Below are 19,275 nucleotides of genomic sequence, written 5' to 3' on the forward strand. Positions count from 1 at the left end.
ATCCAGACGATCGCGACACCCAAGGCGGATTACCTGGCCTTGCTGGAGCTCACGCCCTCGGCAGTGAATGCGTCGCCTAACGGCGCGGGCTTTTCCAGTAAGAGCGGCACCATCCGTGGCTTCCAGGATGGCGAATACGACGTGACGTTCGACGGTATTCCGTTTGGTGATCCGGGCGCTTTCGGTCACGCCACCACCGCGTTCTTTCCCGGACCCTCCCTGGACAAGGTCGTGGTCGATCGCGGTCCCGGTACGGCAAGCAACCTCGGAAACGCGACGTTTGGCGGCACCGTGGCGCTGTATTCGGCGCCGACCACCGACAAGCCCTCAGGTGAGGTGTCCGCGATGTACGGCAGCGGCGCTACCTGGCAGGTCGCCGGCGACGGCAATACGGGCGTGCTCAACAAGATCGGCACCGAGGCGTCGGTGAATTACAGCCACGTCGAATCCAATGGCCTGATCAATGACGCGGGCTTCAAGCAGGACAATATCCTGTTCAAGGTGAAGCAGCCGCTGGGCGACAACACGACCCTGACCCTGGTGGCCGACTACAACAAGGTGAAGTGGAACACCTTTACCGCGCAGCCGAAGAAGCGGACCGACATCCTCGGTCTGGACTTCGGCGGCCTCAATCAGGATCCGACCTCGCAGGGCTTCGCCGATTACAACGTCGACGACCGCCATGCGGACTTCGAATACCTCCAGCTGCATGGCGACTACGGTAGCTGGCGTATCGACAACAAGTTCTACACGTACGGCCTGCGTGACAGCGGTCCGGGCGGTGTGGACCTGCTCGGCAACACGCCGAATATCGCCTTGCTGCCCAATGGCGGCGTCCCCGGTGCGATCAACCACAGCCGTTACCGCGCCGCCGGCGATTTCCTCACGGCCGAGAAGGATGTCGGCAGCGACTGGCTCGAGAGCACCCTGAAAGCGGGTATCTGGGCCGAGCGCACCTATCAGGTGCAGGACCAGGTCACTGTCGACCTCTCGACGATGACGCCGCGTGTTCTCAAGGGCGAACCGAACGCCAACATCATCGATACCAGCCAGCACACGAATACGACGCAGAGCTACTTCGAGATCGAGTGGCGGCCATTGGAAAACCTGAGCATCGTGCCCGGGGTGAAGCAGATCGTGTTCGATCGTACGATCGACGGCGTGTCCAACTTCCTGCCGGTCGGCGGTGACGGGCACTTTGCCACCACGCTCGGGTCCGTGGCAGCCAACTACCGGTTCTCACCGAACCTCGCGGCGTACGTGCAGGTGGCCAAGGGCTTCCAGGCGCCGAAGGTCAACCTTATCCAGGGTCCGGCCGGCCATATCGATCCGCAGACAACCACGAACTACCAGGCCGGTGTGGTCTGGAAGACACCGACCACCGTGGCCGACATCGACGTCTATTACATCGACTTCGGCAACCTGGTGAGCAGCATCGAGGAACCGATTGGTCCGGGCGGCTCGTTGATCAGCGTGTTCGCCAACCAAGGTGGCGTGATCTACAAAGGCGTGGAGGGTGAGCTGACGCACATCCTGGGCGATTCGGGATTCAGCTTCACCGCGAACGGCAGTATCAACAGCGCGTATTCGAAGACGACGCACTTGCAGATCTCCAATTCGCCCATGTCCACGGCCGATGTCGGTTTCATCTACGACCAGGGCCCGCTGTACGGCTCGTTCCTCGTCAAATACGTGGGCACCCGTTTCACCGGCACAGGCGAGACCAGTGGGGCGACGTACAACCCGAACACCAAGCTGCCGACGTACAACTACACCAACTTCAACATCGGCTACCGCTTCACGCCTGACCTGAGACTGCAATTGTCGACCAATAACCTGTTCGACCACCGCACGGCCATTCAGGGTAACGGCCTGGCCAAGGATCCGACCTTCTACTACCTGGCAGGTCGCAACTACACCGTGCAGGCCACCTACACGTTCTGATCGGCAGGCCGAAAAAGGAAAGTCCATCGATGTACACCTTTAGCTCCATCGCACGGCGCACCCTCGCGGGCGCAATTGCCTCCCTGGTCCTGGCGGCGCCTGCCGCCATGGCTACCGACCATGCCACCGACGTCGACCCGTTCATCGGGTCGGACTGGTTCGGTGAGGTCTTCGTCGGCGCCACCATGCCCTTCGGCATGGTGAAGGTTGGTCCCGACGTACGTGATTACGGTTATCGCAAGGGCTTCCAGAGCACCGGTGACATCCGCGGCTTCTCCCACCTGCACCTGAGCGGTGGCTCGGGTAAATATGAAAACGCCCGCGTCATTGCCACCACGGGCGATCTCGAGCCGGGCGCCTTCCATTCGCCGCGCGCGAATGAAATGGCCAGCCCGGGTTACTACGCTGTAGAGCTGACACGCTACCAGGTGAAGGCAGAGCTGACCGCCACGCGGCGCATGGGCATGCATCGTTATACGTTCGCCAAGGACGGCGATGGGCATGTGACGCTCGACCTCGACCTGCTCTACAAAGGAACGGGAGAAGAGACCCAGCAGTTTCTCGGTGGCGACCTGCGCGTGGTCTCGCCCACCGAGATCGCCGGCGTGGGGCACTATACCGGCGGCTGGAACGAAGGCGGCCCGTACGACGTGTACGTGGACATGATCGTCGATACGCCTGCGGTAGCGACGCGGACATGGCTCGACAAGAACATCAGCACGGCATCGTCGGTCCACGCCACCAGCGCCATGCCGCTTGGTGCCTCGTTCGATTACCAGGTGAAGGCGGGGCAGGCGATCCAGGCCAAGGTCGGCATTTCGTTCGTGAGCGAGGCACAGGCCCATCGCAATGCCACGGAAGAGGCGCGCGGCTTCCGTTTCGACGACGTGCACCAGGCTGCCGTTGCCGCGTGGAACAAGGCGCTCGGCCGCATTGAGATCACCGGTGCGGACGACACGCAGCGGCGGACGTTCTATACGGCGCTTTATCACACCATGATGATGCCCTCCGACCACACGGGTGAGAACCCGAAGTGGACCTCCGCCGAGCCGTACTACGACGACTTCCAGGCGATCTGGGATACGTTCCGCAGCCAGGGCCCGCTCCTGACCCTGATCGCGCCGGACGTGCAGCGTGACATCGTGCGCTCGCTGGTGGATACCTACCGCCATGCCGGTTACATGCCCGACGCACGTGTCGGCAATGACAACGGCCGYACCCAGGGCGGCAGCAATGCCAACGTTCTGGTCGCGGATGCGTACGTCAAGGGTCTCACCGGTATCGACTACGCGACGGCATTCAAGGCCATGGTGAAGGACGCCACGGTGGCGCCCACCGATGCGCGCAAGGAAGGACGTGGGGGTCTGGAGACATACAACCGACTTGGCTATGTAGCGCAGCCGACGGAACGCGCCGGTTCGCGCACCGTGGAATATGCCTATGACGACTTCAGCATTGCCGAAGTCGCTTGCGGCCTGGGTCATGACGACGAAGCGAAGCTATACCGCGCCCATGCCGGCAACTGGGTGAACCTGTGGGATGCGACGAGCGAGCAGGAAGGCGTCAAGGGCTTCCTTCGTCCGCGCAACGAAGACGGTAGCTGGGCACCGCAGTACCTTGTCCGTCGGGGTACGTGGCCGGACTTCTACTACGAAGCCGACCTGTGGACGTATTCGATCTATGCCCCGCAGGACGTGCGCAAGCTGATCGCGATGTCCGGGGGAAACGAAGCCTTCGTGAAGCGCCTGGATACGGTCTTCGACAACCTGCATTTCGATATCACCAACGAGCCGGGCTTCCTGATTCCGGACCTCTACCTCTGGGCCGGACGTCCGGACCTCACGGCCGATCGTGTCACGACGTTCCTGCATCGTGCCTTCGGCGCGGATCGTGGTGGCATCCCGGGTAACGACGACTCCGGCGCGATGTCCAGCTGGTACGCGTTCCAGTCGATGGGCTTCTATCCGAACCCGGGCCAGGACGTGTACCTGATCGGCACGCCATCGTTCCGAGAGTCGACGATCGACCTGGGTGGTGGCAACACCTTCAGCGTACACGCCGAGCACTTCACGCCCGATGGCACGAACCGCTATGTGCAATCGGCTACGCTCAATGGTCACCCGCTGAACGCGGCGTGGTTCCGCCACGGCCAGATCGCCAAGGGTGGCACGCTGGATCTCGTGATGGGTCCGACACCGTCGCGCTGGGGTACGACCTCACCACCGCCTTCCATGTCCGACTCCGACTTTGCTCTCTGCAAACGCCATAGCCGCTGATCTACCCGAAGGATATTCATGGCTTCCCTACGTTCCTACCTGCTGCCGTTTGCCGCAGCCTCGTCTCTCGTCGCGTCGGCCTCGTTGCTCGCTGCCGCTACAAGCGACATCCACATCAACCAGATCCAGGTCATTGGTACGCATAACAGCTATCACGCCGGTTTCGCGCCCAGCGCCAGGCGCGTGATGCTGAAAGAAGCGCCGAAGGAATTCGCTGCGATCGACTATAGCCATCCGTCCTTGACCCGCCAGCTTGACGACGGTGTCCGCCAGGTGGAGCTGGATGTGTTCTCGGACGCCAAGGGTGGCCTGTATCTGGATCCGGCGATGGATCACATGATCGCGCTCAATGGCCTGCCGGCCGATCCGCCGACGGCAGCGCCGGGGACCTGGGAGAAGCCGGGTTTCAAGGTGATGCACATCCAGGGCGTGGACCAGCGCAGCACCTGCCAGCCGTTCACGGCATGCCTGGCCGAACTGCGCGCCTGGTCGAAGGCTCACCCGAGACACACGCCGCTGTTCGTCCTGGTCGAGACCAAGCAGGACCCGCTGAAGGTGAAAATCCCGACGGTGATCCCCGAGCCGTTTACCCCGGCCGTGTTCGATGCGCTGGACGCGGAAATCGCTTCGGTCTTCCCGCGCAACGAGATGGTCGTTCCCGACGATGTGCGCGGCGGGCACGCGAGTCTGGACGAAGCCGTGCGCCAGGGTGGCTGGCCCACCGTGGACAAGGCGCGTGGCAAGGTGGTGTTCCTGCTCGACCAGCGCAAGATGGAAGGTGTCTATAGTGAGGGCCATCCGTCGCTGCGAGGCCGCCTGATCTTCACCAACGCCACGCCGGGCGCCGAGGATGCCGCGTTCACCGAATGCAACGAGTGCTCGGCGGATGAGATCGATGCGCTGGTGCGTCGGGGCTATATCGTGCGTGCGCGTACCGACGATCCTGCACAAGGGCAGGGCCTTAAGAACGACGGCTCACGTCGTGATGTTGTTCTGGGCAGTGGCGCGCAGTTGATCAGCACGGACTACCCGGCGGGCGAGCCGTCGGAACACGGCTATGCTGTCGGTTTCCCCGGTGGCGCGAGGGTCCGTTGCAACCCGATTCTCACGAAGAAGGGCCAGTGCAAGGACGCCGCGCTGGACGTTGCTGTGAAGTGATGTCGCTGCCCTGGGCCTCTACGCTTGGTTGTGGCGAGAGGCTCATGGTCTATGCTTTCGCCGCTGTTCAACCGCGTTTCGGATGAAGCCAAGCTCGCCGCTGCAGAAATATCAGAGCGCGATGCGCGTAATTACCAATTCTTATCTTCGCCAACGGGTTTTTCCGCTGCGATCTTCGCGTTCTTTGGCTTGCCGCTAGTATCGCCTCTGGCCGGCACCACGCCCCCAACGGACTTGGCCTTAGGTGCAGCGGCTGTCATTACCGCGTCTCGCAACTCCATCGCTCCCGGCTTGAATCCCGAAGTATCGATCCCTTCCTCTGCAATATGCCCGTACGACATATTCGGCGTGACGCGATCGATCATGACGGTGCAGCAGGGCGTTTCTGCGCGGCCCAGCGATAGACCCGACTGCGGATCGGTCACTTCGTCACCCATGGTCACGGCCTCATAGGTCGTGCCGGCGATGACGTTGTCGCCACCCTGATTGATCACGACCTTGTTCCCGTTGGCCTGAAGCACCGTCAGCGGATAGGTATTCTGCATGATGGCGTGCACGATCTGACCATCCAGGGTGTCCATCATCAGGGCGGCGAGTCTGGGACCATCTGCCGAGGCGCCAAGCGTTGTCGGTGCTGTGTCAGGCAACGTGTACTTGAAACTCTGCGCAAGCACCAGCTGACCCGTGGCGGCATTGACGACACGGAAGGAAAGGGCGCCACCGCCGGTGTAGCTGGCGAGGGTGCGATCACTCAGGCGCAGCTGACGCTCGTGGCGCAAGTACTCGAAGCGGTCGATCGAAGGGATGACGATCAAGTCCGTTGCTAGCTGTTGACCCAGGCGAGCGGTGTCTTCTCGCTTCGCGTTACCGGAATTGATCAGCTCGATTTCCTGTGAGATCTCGGCGGTGGCATCGCGATCGAGAACGGTAAAACGGTGGGTCTGCACAAGTGCGTTGCTAATCGATGTGCGGATCTGCCCGCCGACCGCGTCGGCCGGGATGTTGCCGTCACCTACTCGGTAGGTCGTCTGGTCCGACCGGGGCAGGGCAACCACGACACGGGTGAGCTTCGCACCGGCTGCTTCGTGGTACGTCGCGACATCCGCAGCGATCTTTACTTCCCAGTGCGTACCGAATTCTGTGTGCTTCTTGTTGTAGTCGACCTTGCTCGCGCCTTCCTGATTGTCCCAGTCGCCGGACACGCGCGCCTTCTCGCTGCCGGCGGCACTGACCTCCGCATCGCCTGTAGCGGCATGTGCTTCCGCGTTCCGTTCTGCTGACGCATCAACGCTGCCCTTGCTCCAGCTTGCGTCCTTGCTGGCGGCCAGATGCTCCTCGTCCGAAGAAGTCGGCTGGTTGACCTCTTGTTGGGAAAGAATGCGGAAGTGGGTCACTGCGCCCTGGGTGTGACTGGCCAGCCAATCGGCGTACTGACTCGACGTGACGTCGAGCCGGGCGCCGTTGGCCTCGACCTGTGCGGTGTAGTTCACGGCGGTCGAGCCGGCTGCCACGCTCTTGCCGTTGACCTGTTCGATAGCGATGCGAATCGCGTGATCGACAGCTGCGTCGAGCGTAGGGCCGGCGCCTGTCGCCTCGACGTGCTCGCTCGACACTCCCCCGAAGTCTGGCTTGGGACGGGCCACGGACGGCGCAGCAGCCACGGTAGCCGTTGCTGCCGGCGCTGACGCTCCAGCGGCGGGCGCGGGCGGCTCTTCCTTGTGACAGGCGACAGCCAGGGCAACAGCGGTCGCGAGGACGCTGAGGCGAATGACGTTACGCGTGGGAGTGTCGAGACGATTCATTACGGGGCGAGTCCGCCCAGGGCGGCCGTTGCGTCGGCTGGGGCCTTCACGCCGTTGCTTTGGCCGATGGACATGGTCTTACGGAACATGTCGAAGACGCTCTTGGAGTAAGCCGGCGTGCCCTTCGCGACGACGTATCCCGCTTTCAACTTGGTGGTGCCAGCGCCCAAGCCCGCGAGACCGCCGCCGGTTACGGAGGACTTCATGGACGAGGTGAAGTGCGTCACCTGCGTGATCACGTTACGCGTACCCACGACGCCGCGGGCAAAGTGCGGAAGGCTGTTCGCGTAGTGCTCCTTGCCCTCAGCCGACAGAGTGCCCTGTTCGGCCTGCTTCGCAGCGATAGCCTGGTTGGCGGCTTCGGACCGCTCCATGCTCGTCTGAAGCGCACTGGCTTCGAGCGTGCCGCCGGAGGAGAGCGTTTTCTGCTCGGATTCGAGGATCGCCGCCTGGTCTTTCAGGTCATAGGCCAGGGCGAGCTCGCGCTGCGCCGCAACGACTTCCAGCTGCGACGAAACGAAGGCCTTCACTAGCGAGTCCTGCGCAACGGCCGGGTCGCCGCCCGCCTGATCAGTGGCCGCAGCGTTGGTATCTGCGCTGCTCTTGCCGCCGAGCGACGGCATCTTAAACTGTAGCGCGCTAGCCGACGACGCAGCGAGCATCGTCATGGTGGTGGCGAGCAGGGTTTTCTTGGCGAAGTTCATACGGATTCCTTTTGTATTTGCTGTGTTGCCGGAAAGAATTAGTGGATGCCCTTGTTATTGAGCTCGTCCACCATTTGCTGGGCCGCTTTCTGCGACGCGATTTTGAGTGCGTTGGTGCGCGCGACCGACGCGTCGGGCCCGAGGCCCGCGTATTGCACCGGGCCGACCGACGTCAGCGTCCGCGCAAAGCGCCCGCTGACGTTGTAGATTTTCCCGGTCACCGTGACGTAAACGCGGGTGTTGCCACTGACTGGGTCGGTGTCCTGCATGCCGACATCCAGAGTGCCGAGGGCGAGGAGGCCGATACCGGCTTGCTGCACACCCTGCGTCGCGTCGCGCGACATCTGAGAGGGAAGATCGTCGCCATGGCTGTACGCATCACGGATCTTCGCGATGCTGAGAAGTCCATTGCTGGCACCTTCGACCTGTTCCGCCTCGACGACGTCATAGCCCGCATCGGCAAAAATACCGGTCATGGCAGTGTTGATCTCACTGCTCTGGCTGACGGTCCAGTCGACCTTGTCAGCCTTGCGGGTGGTGCTTCCGCCCGAGGTTGTCGCCAGGCTCGCATGTTCGTCGATGCGATCCGATGTTCCTACCCCCTTGCCGCTGACCGATTCACCTTCGTGCGTGTTCCGTGCTGACGAGCCGTCCACGTCGACGCGCTTGTATACCTTCGCGTCGAAAGACTGAACGCTAGATTGTGCACGGGAGAGGAACAGGAAGGTCAGTGTCTGGTGGCCGGTCGCCGCGACCGCCGCAGCAGGGGCCGAGCCGCTGCCCAGATCGTTCAGGAGACGGGTTCCGTTGATATCGGCTCGAATGACGACGTTATACGTCTTGGCTGCTTTGTTCTCGTCTTCGGAGAGGACGGTCGCACCGAGCACATAGTCGTCGATGTGCGCTGCAATCCGATCGCGTTGTTGGTCGAACACTCGCGATCGGGCCGCGTTTGTGTCGGCGATATAACGCTCAACGGCGTTGACCTTTGCCTTCTGGACAGCCTCCTGGCGTGATTCGGGGGACAGATGCCACCCGTACGTCACGGAAGCCTGGCCCTTCTCGGAGACGGATTGCGCATGCACGACGCCCGCAGCAGCGAAGGCGATGAAAAGGGCGAAGGCGAGCTTCCGAATGTTCAACGACATGATTTGATGAGCTCCGCGAGCGAAGAGAGTTGGGTCTTGGCCTCGGCGCCCTCGGGGAGAGCCGATTTCGTCCAGGTGCTTCCTGGATTGGAGATTGCCTGGGTCAGGTTGTTGAACAGCAGGAGCAGGGATTCGTAGGAAGCGGCCCAGTCGTCGACGGATGTCTGCGTAACTGGCACTTCCTTGGTTGCGCCTTGTTTGATGCGCTGCTGGAAGTAGACCTTGCCTGAAAGAGGTTCGCGTACGGTGACATCTACGAATGCACCGTAGATGTAGACGGTGTTGACGTTGTTGCTGCCCTGCTCAACCTTCTTGAAACCGGCGATGTCGAGGGAGACTTCGTAGTCAGCCTCGGAGATCTTCAAGTCGTACGCGTCACCTTCCACGAATCGTGCCGCCATGTTCGAGCCGATGGCGCGGTTCGATCGATACGGGAGGATTGCCAGCTTCTGATTGGATGAGAGGTACTTACCGAACTCTTGCGCCACCTGCGTGCGGAACGCGGTTTCGTTAACCGTCGGCGCGTACTGGCGCAGGTATTCCTTGCTTTTGTCGGCCAGTGTCACGTTGGTAACGCGTAGATGGCGTGTGGCGGCGTTGGGCACTTGTGCGCGAGCCAGAGCGGCGGCGAATTGCGCCGATAGCCCGCTCGGCGATGTCGTATCCAGCATCATGCCGCTGAAGCCGGCATCGATATCGGCATCCGAGGGTGCGGAGGCCTTGACGTCCACATAGTCCAGAACGAGCGGCAGACCGCCGAGAACCTGCCGTTCCTTGAAGTCGAAGAACAGGACCTGCGCTGAAATCTCCAGTCGGATCTTGTAGAGGCCGCCCACGTGTTCGACCGACGTGGTTTCGCGATCGACTGCGAGGGCGAGGGCGGTTGCGTTGCTCGCATCTTTAATGGAGCCAAGCTGGTCGAAGCTGACGTGGGTCGGGCCGGGGTGGCTGTCGATCTGGTGACGAATTCCCGCGTTCACCTGTTTGGCAGTCGCGCTATCGAGGAGGCGGCTCAGGTGAGGAAATTCGTGCGTCGTGTCCGATGCGTCACCGGTAAAGGCGATGCCTGCAAAGTAGACGGTGTCCTGTGCAGCGTGCACCGCAGGCACGAAAGCGAGCGCGGCAATGACCAGGCATAGCTGCCATAGCCCTAAAGGCTTCGTCACAATGGGTCTCCGTGAACCGTCCATGCACTTGCTCGACATTCGAGCAAGTCGCGTTCTTCAATGTGGCGATGCGTCTACCACGTGCCCAAGTTGCCCCTGTCTGGACGCGGCGAATCTCGCACTTTCATCTTGGCAATGCAAGAGGGAAAAGCGCGACCTTGGTCTGAAGAAAATCGCTAAAGTTTTTGAGCTGTTGGTCGAGTGAGCAACGCATTCGTGCAATTTGACGATATCGTTATAACCACCGCAATGAGCGATTGGACGTCGCTGATGGCTACACGAGTGCGCTCGCCGTTAGACCACGCTGGGTCGTCTCATGACCCAGCGTTCCCCAATAACCGGGAGCGTGTCAGGTCCGTCACCAAGAGGAAAGGCGACAAGCGCCGTCGGGGCAATCCGCAACACGGCTCCGGGTACAAGCGCCAACCTCCCTAGATCCTCGCTCGCCACATCGACCTCGAGCGTCTGATCGATGTCCGCAACATAGATGTCGAGATGCGCAATGCTCCCCGCGAGATAGACGTGTCGCAGCTTCGCCTCCCACGCTGGCTCACCTTCAGGCACCAACAGCGACAGATGCTCTGGCCTGACATAACCCACAGCCGATCGGAACAGCCCGCCCGCGGCACCTGCCGGAAGGGACCATCCACCGGCGCCCCACGTGTCTCCCCGCCGTTCCAGCGCAATGCGGTTCGTCCTACCGATGAACTCGCAGACGAAGGGCGTGGCAGGATCCTGGTAGACCTCGTGGGGCCGACCCACCTGCTCGATGCGGCCCTTGTTCATGACGACGATACGGTCGGCAAGCTCGAGCGCTTCTTCCTGGTCGTGGGTCACGAACACGGTCGTTAGCTCGAGCTCTTCGTGGAGCTCACGCAGCCAGCGGCGCAACGCGGTGCGCACCTGTGCATCGAGTGCACCGAAGGGCTCGTCGAGCAGCAACACATCCGGCTCGACGGCCAGGGCACGTGCGAGGGCGACCCGCTGGCGCTGGCCGCCGGAGAGCTGGCTGGGATAGCGATTACCCAGGTCCGCCAGCTGCACGCGCTTCAACAGCTCATCGACACGCACACGGATCTGGTCACGCGAAGGGCGCCGGCGCCGGGGCCGCACACGAAGGCCGAAGGCGACGTTTTCGCGCACGGTCAAATGACGGAACAACGCATAGTGCTGGAACACGAGGCCGACATTGCGCTCCCGTGCACTGGCGGCGAGGAAGTCCTGCCCGTTCTGCGTGACGCTTCCCTCATCGGGATAGTCGAGACCGGCAAGAATGCGCAACAAGGTGGTCTTCCCTGATCCGGAAGGCCCCACGAGCGCAACGAATTCGCCCGGAGCAATGTCGAGGCTCACGTCGTCGAGCGCGGCAATGTCGGGAAAGTGGCGGCTCAGCCGTTTGAGAGCGAGTGTCATCAGTGATTCTCAGCGGCTTGATAGCGCCATTCCAGGGCGGACTTCACCGCCAGGGTCAGCAGTGCCAGGAGCGCAAGCAGCGAAGCAATGGCGAAGGCGCCGACGTAGTTGTACTCGTTGTAACGCATCTCCACTTCCAGCGGCATGGTGGTCGTCAGCCCGCGAATGTGTCCGGATACCACCGACACGGCGCCGAACTCGCCCATGGCGCGCGCGTTACAGAGGAGCACGCCGTAGAGCAGCGCCCAGCGGATATTGGGAAGCGTGACCCGGAAGAAGGTCTGCAGGCCACTTGCGCCGAGCACGCGAGCGACCTCTTCCTCTTCGCTGCCCTGGGACTGCATCAGGGGGATGAGTTCGCGCGCGACGAAGGGCAGCGTGATGAAGATCGTTGCGAGAACGAGGCCAGGGACGGCGAAGATGATCTTGATCCCATGCGCTGCGAGCCACGGTCCGAACCAGCCCTGCGCACCGAACATCAGCACGTACAGCAGACCCGTGACCACCGGTGAGACGGACAGGGGCAGGTCAATAAGCGCGCCGAGCAAGGCTTTGCCGCGGAACTGGAACCGGGTCATGGCCCAGGCGGCCGCGATCCCGAACACCACATTGAGCGGCACCGTGATGGCCGCCACCAGCAAGGTCAGCCGGATGGCGGCCATTGCTTCGGGCTGGTCAATGCTTTCGACGAACGCGTGGGCTCCCTGGCGGAAGGCTTCGACAAACACGGAAGCCAGCGGCACCACGAGGAAGAGACAGAGAAAGAGGATGGAAGCCACGATGATCGACGCCCGGCCAAGACGCCGCGCGACACTGGCAGGACGTCCGGGACGGCCCGCCGTCATGCGGACTGCTCCGCCCACCGCCGGGTCCAGCGCTGCAGCGCTGAAACCAGAACGAGGAGAACGAGAGAGAACGCCAGCATGACGACGCCCAACGCCGCCGCCGTGGCGTAGTCGAATTCATCGAGCCGTTGGACGATAAGCAGCGGCGCAATTTCCGAGCGCAGGGGAATGTTGCCAGCGATGAAGATCACCGAGCCGTACTCGCCCACGGCCCGGGCCAGCGCCAGGGCAAACCCGGTGAGCAGCGTCGGAACCAGGGTGGGCAGGACGACGCGCAGAAAGGTCTGCAGGCCGGTTGCGCCCAGGCTCTCGGCGGCGTCTTCGACGTCCTGTTCGAGAGACTGCAGCACAGGCTGGAGCGTGCGCACGACAAAAGGGAAACCGACAAACACCATCGCTAGGAGGACGCCAAGCGGGGTATAAGCCACCTGGATGCCGAGCGGCACCAGCCAGCGGCCGAACCAGCCGTTAGGCGCATAGATGGCTGTCAGCGCAATACCGGCCACGGCGGTGGGCAGTGCGAAGGGCAGGTCGATGAGCGCGTCGAGAATGCGCCGGCCGGGAAAGCGATAGCGGACGAGCGCCCAAGTCACCATCAGGCCGACCACGACATTGATGCCCGCCGCCAGCAGCGCCCCACCGAAACTCAGCTTGAGCGCCGCCAGCGTGCGGGGTGATGCGAGCAGCTTGAGGATGCCGGCGAAACCGACATCCGACGCCTTCCATGCAAGGGCCGCGAGGGGCAGCAGGACAATGAGGCCAAGGTAGGTGACGGCAAAGCCGAGGCTCAATCCGAAGCCGGGCAAAACCCTTCGGCGCATGGTCAGTTGCCCGGGCCGATCTGGTCGAAGATGGCGCCATCGGCAAAGAACTTCGCCTGCGCCTTGCGCCAGTCGCCGAACACCTCGGCCAGGGTGAAGGTCTTCACCTGCGGAAACTGCGCGGCGTACTTCGCGGCGACGTCGGGCGAGCGGGGGCGGTAGAAGTTGCGCGCTTCGATGTCCTGGGCCTGCGGGGAGTAGAGGAACTTCAGGTAGGCGTCTGCGACCTCACGGGTGCCGCGCTCTGCGGCGTTCTTGTCGACAACAGCCACCGGTGGTTCGGCGAGGATCGTGATGGACGGAATGACGATATCGAACTGGTCGCCGCCGGCCTCCTTCTTCGCCAGCAGCGCTTCATTTTCCCAGGCAACCAGAACGTCGCCGATGCCGCGCTGGGTGAACGTCGTCGTGGCGCCTCGTGCTCCCGTGTCGAGCACGGGCACGTGCTGGAAGAGCGTCTTGACGAAGGCCCTGGCCTTCTCATCGGTGCCGCCGGGCAACTTGAGCGCGTAACCCCAGGCAGCGAGGAAGTTCCAGCGGGCGCCGCCGGATGTCTTGGGGTTGGGAGTGACGACCTGGACCCCGTCCCTGACGAGGTCGCCCCAGTCGCGAATGGCCTTCGGGTTGCCCTTGCGAACCAGGAAGACAATGGTCGACGTATAGGGGGAGGCGTTGTCTGGCAGGCGCGTTTGCCAGTCCTTGCCCAGCAGGCCGCGGTCGGCCACGGCGTCGACGTCATAGGCCAGTGCGAGTGTCACGACATCGGCGGGCAAGCCGTCGACAACAGCGCGCGCCTGTTTTCCTGAGCCGCCATGGGACATCTGGATAGTGACGTTGTCACCATGCTTCGCCTTCCAGTCGGCTGCGAAGGCCGTATTCACCGCCTTGTAGAGCTCGCGCGTGGGGTCGTAGGACACGTTGAGCAGCGTGACGTCTTTGGCCATGGCGGGCAGCGCCATGACGGTGGCTACGAGAGCCAGGAGGGTGGGACGAAGCTTCATCGTCAGGCTCCTTGGGTGGTCGGATGGCGCGGGAAGGGGGATATTTCGATGTAGCTGGTCGGCGTGTCGTCACGGTGTGAAATCCTGGGCGGACGGACATACACGGTACCCGCGGAAGTGCGTTTGCTGCAATGCAGTAATATGGTACATCCCCCCACCGAACACACCCTATGATCGACCTGATTGCCATCGACATGGACGGCACCCTGCTTGACTCCGCCCATACCCTTTCGTCYCGGGTGAAGGCGGCAATCACCGCCGCGCGCGCCCGCGGCGTTCGTATTGTCCTGGCAACCGGGCGACCTTTCTCGGGTATCGAGATGTACCTGGAGGAACTCGGCCTGGCGGGCGACGATGAGTACTGCATCACCTTCAATGGCGCCGTGATTCAGAATGCTTCCGGCACGAAGTCGGTGGCGGAGACCACGCTGGGCTACGACGACTTCCGTTACTGCGAGAAAATCGCACGGGACCTCGGTGTGCATTTCCATGTGCTTTACGAGCGGAGCATGATGACGCCGAATGCGGACATCAGTTCGCACACGGTGCGAGATGCGTACATCTCACACACGCCCTTGCTTTACCGTTCGGTCGAACAGGTCGACCCGGCATGGCGTTTCCGGAAGTTCATGATGGTCGACGACGAAGCTGTCCTCGACAAGGCGATTGCCAACCTTCCGCCGGAACTCATGCAGCGCTATACGGTGGTAAAGAGCGCTGCCGACTTCCTCGAAATCCTTCACCCGGAAGCCGGCAAGGGCAGGGCACTCGCCACCTTGGCCGCCTATCTCGGCGTTCCCTCCGAGCGGATCATGGCCATCGGCGATCAGGAAAACGACCTCGTGATGCTGGAGTTCGCTGGCGTCGCCGTGGCCATGGGCAACGCGATCGATGCCGTCAAGGCCGTAGCGGACCATGTGACCACCAGCAACAACGAGGACGGCGTCGCGGTGGCGATCGAGCGCTACGTCCTCCAGGGCGGATGACAGCCTTGATATTCATAAAGAAATAAAGTACATTTTTCTTATGAAAACCCGACCAGAATACGCGCCGGCGATTCGGAGCCGGATACGGAAATTCGCTCGTGGACGGGTGTTCAGGCCGGGGGACCTCATTCCGTTTGGCCCGCGGGCCTGTGTCGATCAGGTCCTTTTGGACCTCGTACGGTCCGGAGAGGTGCGTAGGCTCGCCCGCGGCGTCTTCGCGAGGCCTCGCCTGAGTCCACTGGTAGGTGAGGTTCTGCCCGGTGCGTGGGAAGTAGCTGAGGCCATTGTTCGCTCGGAAGGTGGTCAGCTGGAAATCCATGGTGCTGAGGCAGCTCGCAAGCTGGGACTAAGCACGCAGATGCAGGTCCGCCCGGTTTTCTATACGACGGCTCGATCGCGTACTGTTCGCCTTGAAAACGGAGGCGAGGTCACGCTCCAGCACGTCGCCGCAAGGCGTCTTGCTTTTCGTGGAACGCCGGTCGGGCTTGCGCTGAACGCACTGTGGTATCTGGGGCGCGAGCACGTCACTGCCGATGTCGTGGCGCAGATTTCTCGTAAGCTCCCCGCTGGGGCGTTTGCGGATCTGTGCAACGCCACCGCCGTCATGCCCGGCTGGATGGCAAAGGTCGTCGGAACTGCGCGGGGTCATCTCGCTCAAACGGCGTAGTAGGAAGTACCTGAAGAAGGGATATCTTCGATGAAGACAGCGGCGCGCGCGGGCAACAACAAGGGCCCCGAGTTTATTCGTCTATCGCCAGACATGCAGCGCGATGTCCTAGAGCGCGGTGCGAGCCAGTCGCATCTGAACCCGCAATTGCTCGAGAAGGACATCTGGGTCTGTTGGGCATTGGATGCGGTGTTTCGCATACCCGATGCCTATGCGATGGCCTTCAAGGGTGGCACTTCATTGTCCAAAGCGTACGGCGCCATTCGACGGTTGTCCGAGGATGTCGATATCACCATTGACTACCAGTCCCTGGATCCGACTGTCGATCCTTTTCAGCCGGGTCTCTCGCGCACCAGGCAGAAGAAATTCTCTGAGTCGCTGAAGGCGAGAGTTCAGAAATATCTGGTCGATGCCATGGTTCCGTGGCTGGAACAATGCCTGGCCAACGACGGTCTGACGAAGCACACCGTGACGGTCGAGGCATCTGAGGGTGCGTTGCGGGTGAACTACCCTAGCTGTGCGGACCGGGGCGAGTATATCGCTGAGTCAGTGCTTCTCGAGTTCGGCGGACGCAATCGAACCGAGCCGCATCAGGTCATGCCGATTCACGCAGAAATCGCTTCTTCCTTTGCGGATATCACGTTCCCGGTCGCGGTTGTTCCCGTCCTTTCAGGCGAGCGTACGTTTTGGGAGAAGGCGACGCTCGTCCATGCGGCATGTGTCCGGGAAAGCATCAGGGATAATCCGCAACGCCAGGCACGGCACTGGTATGACCTCGCGATGCTCGCAGACCATATGCTCGGGTGCGAAGCGGTGAAGAACCGGGCGCTGTTGCGGGACGTGGTCGCCATCAAGCAACAGTTCTACGCGTACTCAAGGTTCAACTACGACCGGTGCCTTACGAAAGGCTGGATGCTTATTCCTGACGAAGATCAGTTGACGCTGCTCAAGGCGGATTTTGATGCAATGACTTCGGCGGGAATGTTGTCTGAGAACCCGCTCGCCTTTGCCGATGTCGTGACGCGGCTGCAAACGCTTGAAGCAGTGCTCAACACCTGAAAATCGCTGCCCCGGCAATGTGCCGGGGTTTTAAGGTCTGGATGTGGTCGGTGCTCTGAACAACGACCAGGCTTTAATTCAGCTCTTTGATCCGGATATTGCGAAACGCAATGCGGATGGGCGGCACGCCCTTGTCTTCGCCGCCCTGCAGGGCAATACGGCCTTTGTGGAAGCGCGCGAAATCCGCCATCTTCGCGAACTTCGTCTTTGCCACGAGGGCCGTCCACTCCGGCGTCCATAGGGTGGTGTCGACCGTCTTGTGTCCGTTCTGGAAGAACTGCACATGGCCGTGGTCGACGATGATCTCGATGGCGTTCCAGTTCCCGTGCTCGTTGACGTTCTCGATGTCCGACGAGATCAGGTCGAAGAGGTCGCCGGACCGCTCGTACAGCGTATAGCTGTCCGGCTTGGTGCACACCAGGTCGGCGATCTGCATTTCCGGGCCGGTTTCCCAGGTGTACTTGTACTTCGGTGATTCCTTGACGTTGAACATCACGCCGGCATCGGCGCAGGCAGTCATCTTCCAGTCGAGCTTGAGGTCGAAGTTCTCGTATTCCTTCTCGCTGACCAGGTCCGCGAAGTCGGCGTCCGGTGCCTTGAGATCGCGATCGAGCTGGATCGTGCCGTCGACGACGCTCCAGTCCTTACCCGTGCCCTTCTGACCGAAGGAGTGCCAGCCCTGGAGCGTCTTGCCGTCGAACAGGGAATGCCAGCCTTGCGCCGTTTCGGCGGCGGTCGGGACGGTGTCTGCGGCGAAGGCGGGCAGAGCAGCGAGGCAGCAGGCGATGGCGAGCGCACGAAGCATGGGGACGTTCCGGGGGAGGGAAACACCGAGCGTAACCGCAGCAGCGTCCCGGATAACCTGCCGTAAGTCACATAGCGCCATGCGTTGGCGGGCCGGTGTAAAGAATCTGAGGGCGTCACTTCGCCGGGGAAACCTCCTGGATCACGTTGCCCTTGGCATCCAGAAACACGATGCTGGCCTGGCCCTCGCCCGTCACTTGCAGACGAATGCGCTCCTTGCCGTCCGTTCCCGCCAACGAGATGCTTGCGAGTCCGGTACGGTCGCGGCCTGCCCACACCCTCTGGCCGCCGACATCGTTGATCGCAAGACCCGCGAAGTGATTCTCGCTGTCGTCGACGCCGGCAAGCTGAATGGTTTGCCCCGCGCCATATCGATCAAAGGAAAGGCTCGCCCCGGAGTCGACGATCTGTCCTTTGTCGTTCTTTCTTCCACTGAAGATCAGGCCTCCGTTCTCGGTCCCCTCATCGTTATAGAAGATCATTCCAGCTTGCGGTCTGGCCTCGCCCATCTCCGGCCGCTCTTTGCCCTTGATGATCACGGGAGGAAGGCGGTCCTTATTGGAGATCACCATGCGCAATGTCCCGTCAGGTTCGGTCACGTTGAGTCGATGAACGCTGATCTCATCGAAACGTGTGGGCTGGGACCGCGCTCCCATGAGGAATATGGCGAGTGCAACCGTACTGATGACGGCTGAGTAAACGATCAAGCCTTTCTGAACTGCAGTGTTCATGACGCTTCCTTGGGATGTGTGCGAACTTCCGTCAGCGAGGCTTCGCCAGCGCCCGCTCGCAGGTATGGCGAACCGAAGCTTGCGCGTCCGGCGGCGAGAGCGGCTTGGCCGAGTTGCGATACAACGTCTGGATGATCTCGATATGGGACAAGCGGACGACGAAGGACGCGCCTGGGTCGGTGGCGGCCGCCTCGGTGACAGAGCGCTCGTCGAGGCCCTTGCTTCGGGCGACGGCAACGAGTGACGCGAAGTTTCCGCGTTCGGCACAGACGTTCGGTGCCGCCGCGGCAACCATCGGCGCGGCGAGAAGGAACATGGCGAGGTACTTCATGGACGCTGACCAGACGGAAGGGCGCGGAAGTATAGAAGTACCTCTCGTCCCGATACGAGTGGTTTAGTGACCTTTTCCTCTTACACCCTCAATGTACCCGAGCTCCGCCTTCGATTTAGGTTCGTCCGGAATGACCTTCAAGCAGGCCTGATATGCGACCACGGCTTCGTCGTAGCGCTTCAGCTCGACGAGATCGTAACCTTGCCCGCGATACGCCTTGCAGAAGAACTCGTTTTTCACGGTGTCGCTCCAGTTATCCATCAGTGGAATCATGCCGGGCATCGCGGTGTACAGCGCCAGAGATTCTTCGGTGCGTTTCTGCATCTGAAAGATGTACGCGAGCTCGCCGGTGTACTGCGCGTCGTTCGGCGAAAGCGCGAGCGCTTTCTTCACTTCGACTTCGGCGTCCGTATAGCGCG

18 protein-coding genes are annotated in these 19,275 nt (G+C 61.9%); 6 read left to right on the plus strand and 12 right to left on the minus strand.

The features are described from left to right. The 3 genes from AC1DT2_RS04390 to AC1DT2_RS04400 all read left to right on the plus strand — a co-directional run. Positions 1-1,944, plus strand: a 1,944-nt coding sequence (locus tag AC1DT2_RS04390; RefSeq protein ID WP_477294640.1) for a TonB-dependent receptor, incomplete at its 5' end; no start/stop codon positions are given. Positions 1,945-1,973: 29 nt separating this feature from the next. Further along, entirely contained in the window at positions 1,974-4,220 is a 2,247-nt protein-coding gene (locus AC1DT2_RS04395) for a GH92 family glycosyl hydrolase (protein ID WP_477294642.1), read from the plus strand. A gap of 18 nt (positions 4,221-4,238) precedes the next feature. Then, positions 4,239-5,378, plus strand: coding sequence for a phosphatidylinositol-specific phospholipase C1-like protein (locus AC1DT2_RS04400; RefSeq protein ID WP_477294644.1), 1,140 nt, complete (start codon positions 4,239-4,241; stop codon positions 5,376-5,378). A gap of 131 nt (positions 5,379-5,509) precedes the next feature. Here AC1DT2_RS04400 and AC1DT2_RS04405 read toward each other — a convergent pair whose 3' ends face one another. The 8 genes from AC1DT2_RS04405 to AC1DT2_RS04440 all read right to left on the minus strand — a co-directional run bounded on the left by AC1DT2_RS04405 (position 5,510) and on the right by AC1DT2_RS04440 (position 14,278). Then, positions 5,510-7,180: a CsgG/HfaB family protein gene (locus AC1DT2_RS04405; protein ID WP_477294646.1), complete on the minus strand. Its 1,671-nt coding sequence runs from the start codon at positions 7,178-7,180 to the stop codon at positions 5,510-5,512. Continuing rightward, positions 7,180-7,884: a hypothetical protein gene (locus AC1DT2_RS04410; protein ID WP_477294648.1), complete on the minus strand. Its 705-nt coding sequence runs from the start codon at positions 7,882-7,884 to the stop codon at positions 7,180-7,182. The genes AC1DT2_RS04405 and AC1DT2_RS04410 overlap by 1 nt, the downstream gene beginning before the upstream one ends. A gap of 38 nt (positions 7,885-7,922) precedes the next feature. Further along, positions 7,923-9,032, minus strand: a complete 1,110-nt coding sequence (locus tag AC1DT2_RS04415; protein WP_063570554.1) for a hypothetical protein — start codon at positions 9,030-9,032, stop codon at positions 7,923-7,925. Then, positions 9,023-10,198, minus strand: a complete 1,176-nt coding sequence (locus AC1DT2_RS04420; RefSeq protein WP_477294650.1) for a hypothetical protein — start codon at positions 10,196-10,198, stop codon at positions 9,023-9,025. The genes AC1DT2_RS04415 and AC1DT2_RS04420 overlap by 10 nt, the downstream gene beginning before the upstream one ends. A gap of 294 nt (positions 10,199-10,492) precedes the next feature. Continuing rightward, positions 10,493-11,611, minus strand: a complete 1,119-nt coding sequence (locus tag AC1DT2_RS04425) for a sulfate/molybdate ABC transporter ATP-binding protein (protein WP_477294652.1) — start codon at positions 11,609-11,611, stop codon at positions 10,493-10,495. Then, positions 11,611-12,456, minus strand: coding sequence for a sulfate ABC transporter permease subunit CysW (cysW, locus tag AC1DT2_RS04430; RefSeq protein ID WP_063570551.1), 846 nt, complete (start codon positions 12,454-12,456; stop codon positions 11,611-11,613). The genes AC1DT2_RS04425 and cysW overlap by 1 nt, the downstream gene beginning before the upstream one ends. Then, positions 12,453-13,277: a sulfate ABC transporter permease subunit CysT gene (cysT, locus tag AC1DT2_RS04435; RefSeq protein WP_082878852.1), complete on the minus strand. Its 825-nt coding sequence runs from the start codon at positions 13,275-13,277 to the stop codon at positions 12,453-12,455. Before cysT ends, cysW begins: the two co-directional genes overlap by 4 nt. A 2-nt stretch (positions 13,278-13,279) precedes the next feature. Further along, a complete protein-coding gene (locus AC1DT2_RS04440; protein WP_477294655.1) occupies positions 13,280-14,278 on the minus strand; it encodes a sulfate ABC transporter substrate-binding protein in 999 nt (332 codons plus the stop codon). A 170-nt stretch (positions 14,279-14,448) separates the two neighbouring features. Here AC1DT2_RS04440 and yidA point away from each other — a divergent pair, with 170 nt between their 5' ends. From yidA to AC1DT2_RS04455, 3 genes are read left to right on the plus strand one after another with little or no spacing between them, the layout of a single operon-like run. Beyond that, a complete protein-coding gene (gene yidA / locus AC1DT2_RS04445; RefSeq protein ID WP_477294657.1) occupies positions 14,449-15,264 on the plus strand; it encodes a sugar-phosphatase in 816 nt (271 codons plus the stop codon). A gap of 40 nt (positions 15,265-15,304) precedes the next feature. After that, on the plus strand, positions 15,305-15,931 hold the full coding sequence (locus AC1DT2_RS04450) for a DUF6088 family protein (RefSeq protein WP_477294659.1): 627 nt from the start codon (positions 15,305-15,307) through the stop codon (positions 15,929-15,931). Between the two features lie 30 nt (positions 15,932-15,961). After that, on the plus strand, positions 15,962-16,990 hold the full coding sequence (locus tag AC1DT2_RS04455; protein WP_477294661.1) for a nucleotidyl transferase AbiEii/AbiGii toxin family protein: 1,029 nt from the start codon (positions 15,962-15,964) through the stop codon (positions 16,988-16,990). A 73-nt stretch (positions 16,991-17,063) separates the two neighbouring features. Here the strand turns inward: AC1DT2_RS04455 and AC1DT2_RS04460 are convergent, their stop codons facing one another. From AC1DT2_RS04460 to AC1DT2_RS04475, 4 genes are all read right to left on the minus strand, one after another. Next, positions 17,064-17,795, minus strand: coding sequence for a 3-keto-disaccharide hydrolase (locus AC1DT2_RS04460; protein ID WP_477294663.1), 732 nt, complete (start codon positions 17,793-17,795; stop codon positions 17,064-17,066). Between the two features lie 115 nt (positions 17,796-17,910). Further along, on the minus strand, positions 17,911-18,525 hold the full coding sequence (locus AC1DT2_RS04465; protein ID WP_063570545.1) for a hypothetical protein: 615 nt from the start codon (positions 18,523-18,525) through the stop codon (positions 17,911-17,913). Positions 18,526-18,556: 31 nt separating this feature from the next. Then, positions 18,557-18,856 (minus strand): hypothetical protein, encoded by a 300-nt coding sequence (locus tag AC1DT2_RS04470; RefSeq protein WP_157503828.1) that lies wholly within the window; start codon positions 18,854-18,856, stop codon positions 18,557-18,559. Positions 18,857-18,919: 63 nt separating this feature from the next. Beyond that, a partial coding sequence (locus AC1DT2_RS04475) for a hypothetical protein (protein ID WP_477294665.1) occupies positions 18,920-19,275 on the minus strand: 356 nt, incomplete at its 5' end.

The sequence above is a fragment of the Luteibacter sp. P4_E6 genome (genome assembly GCF_056401535.1).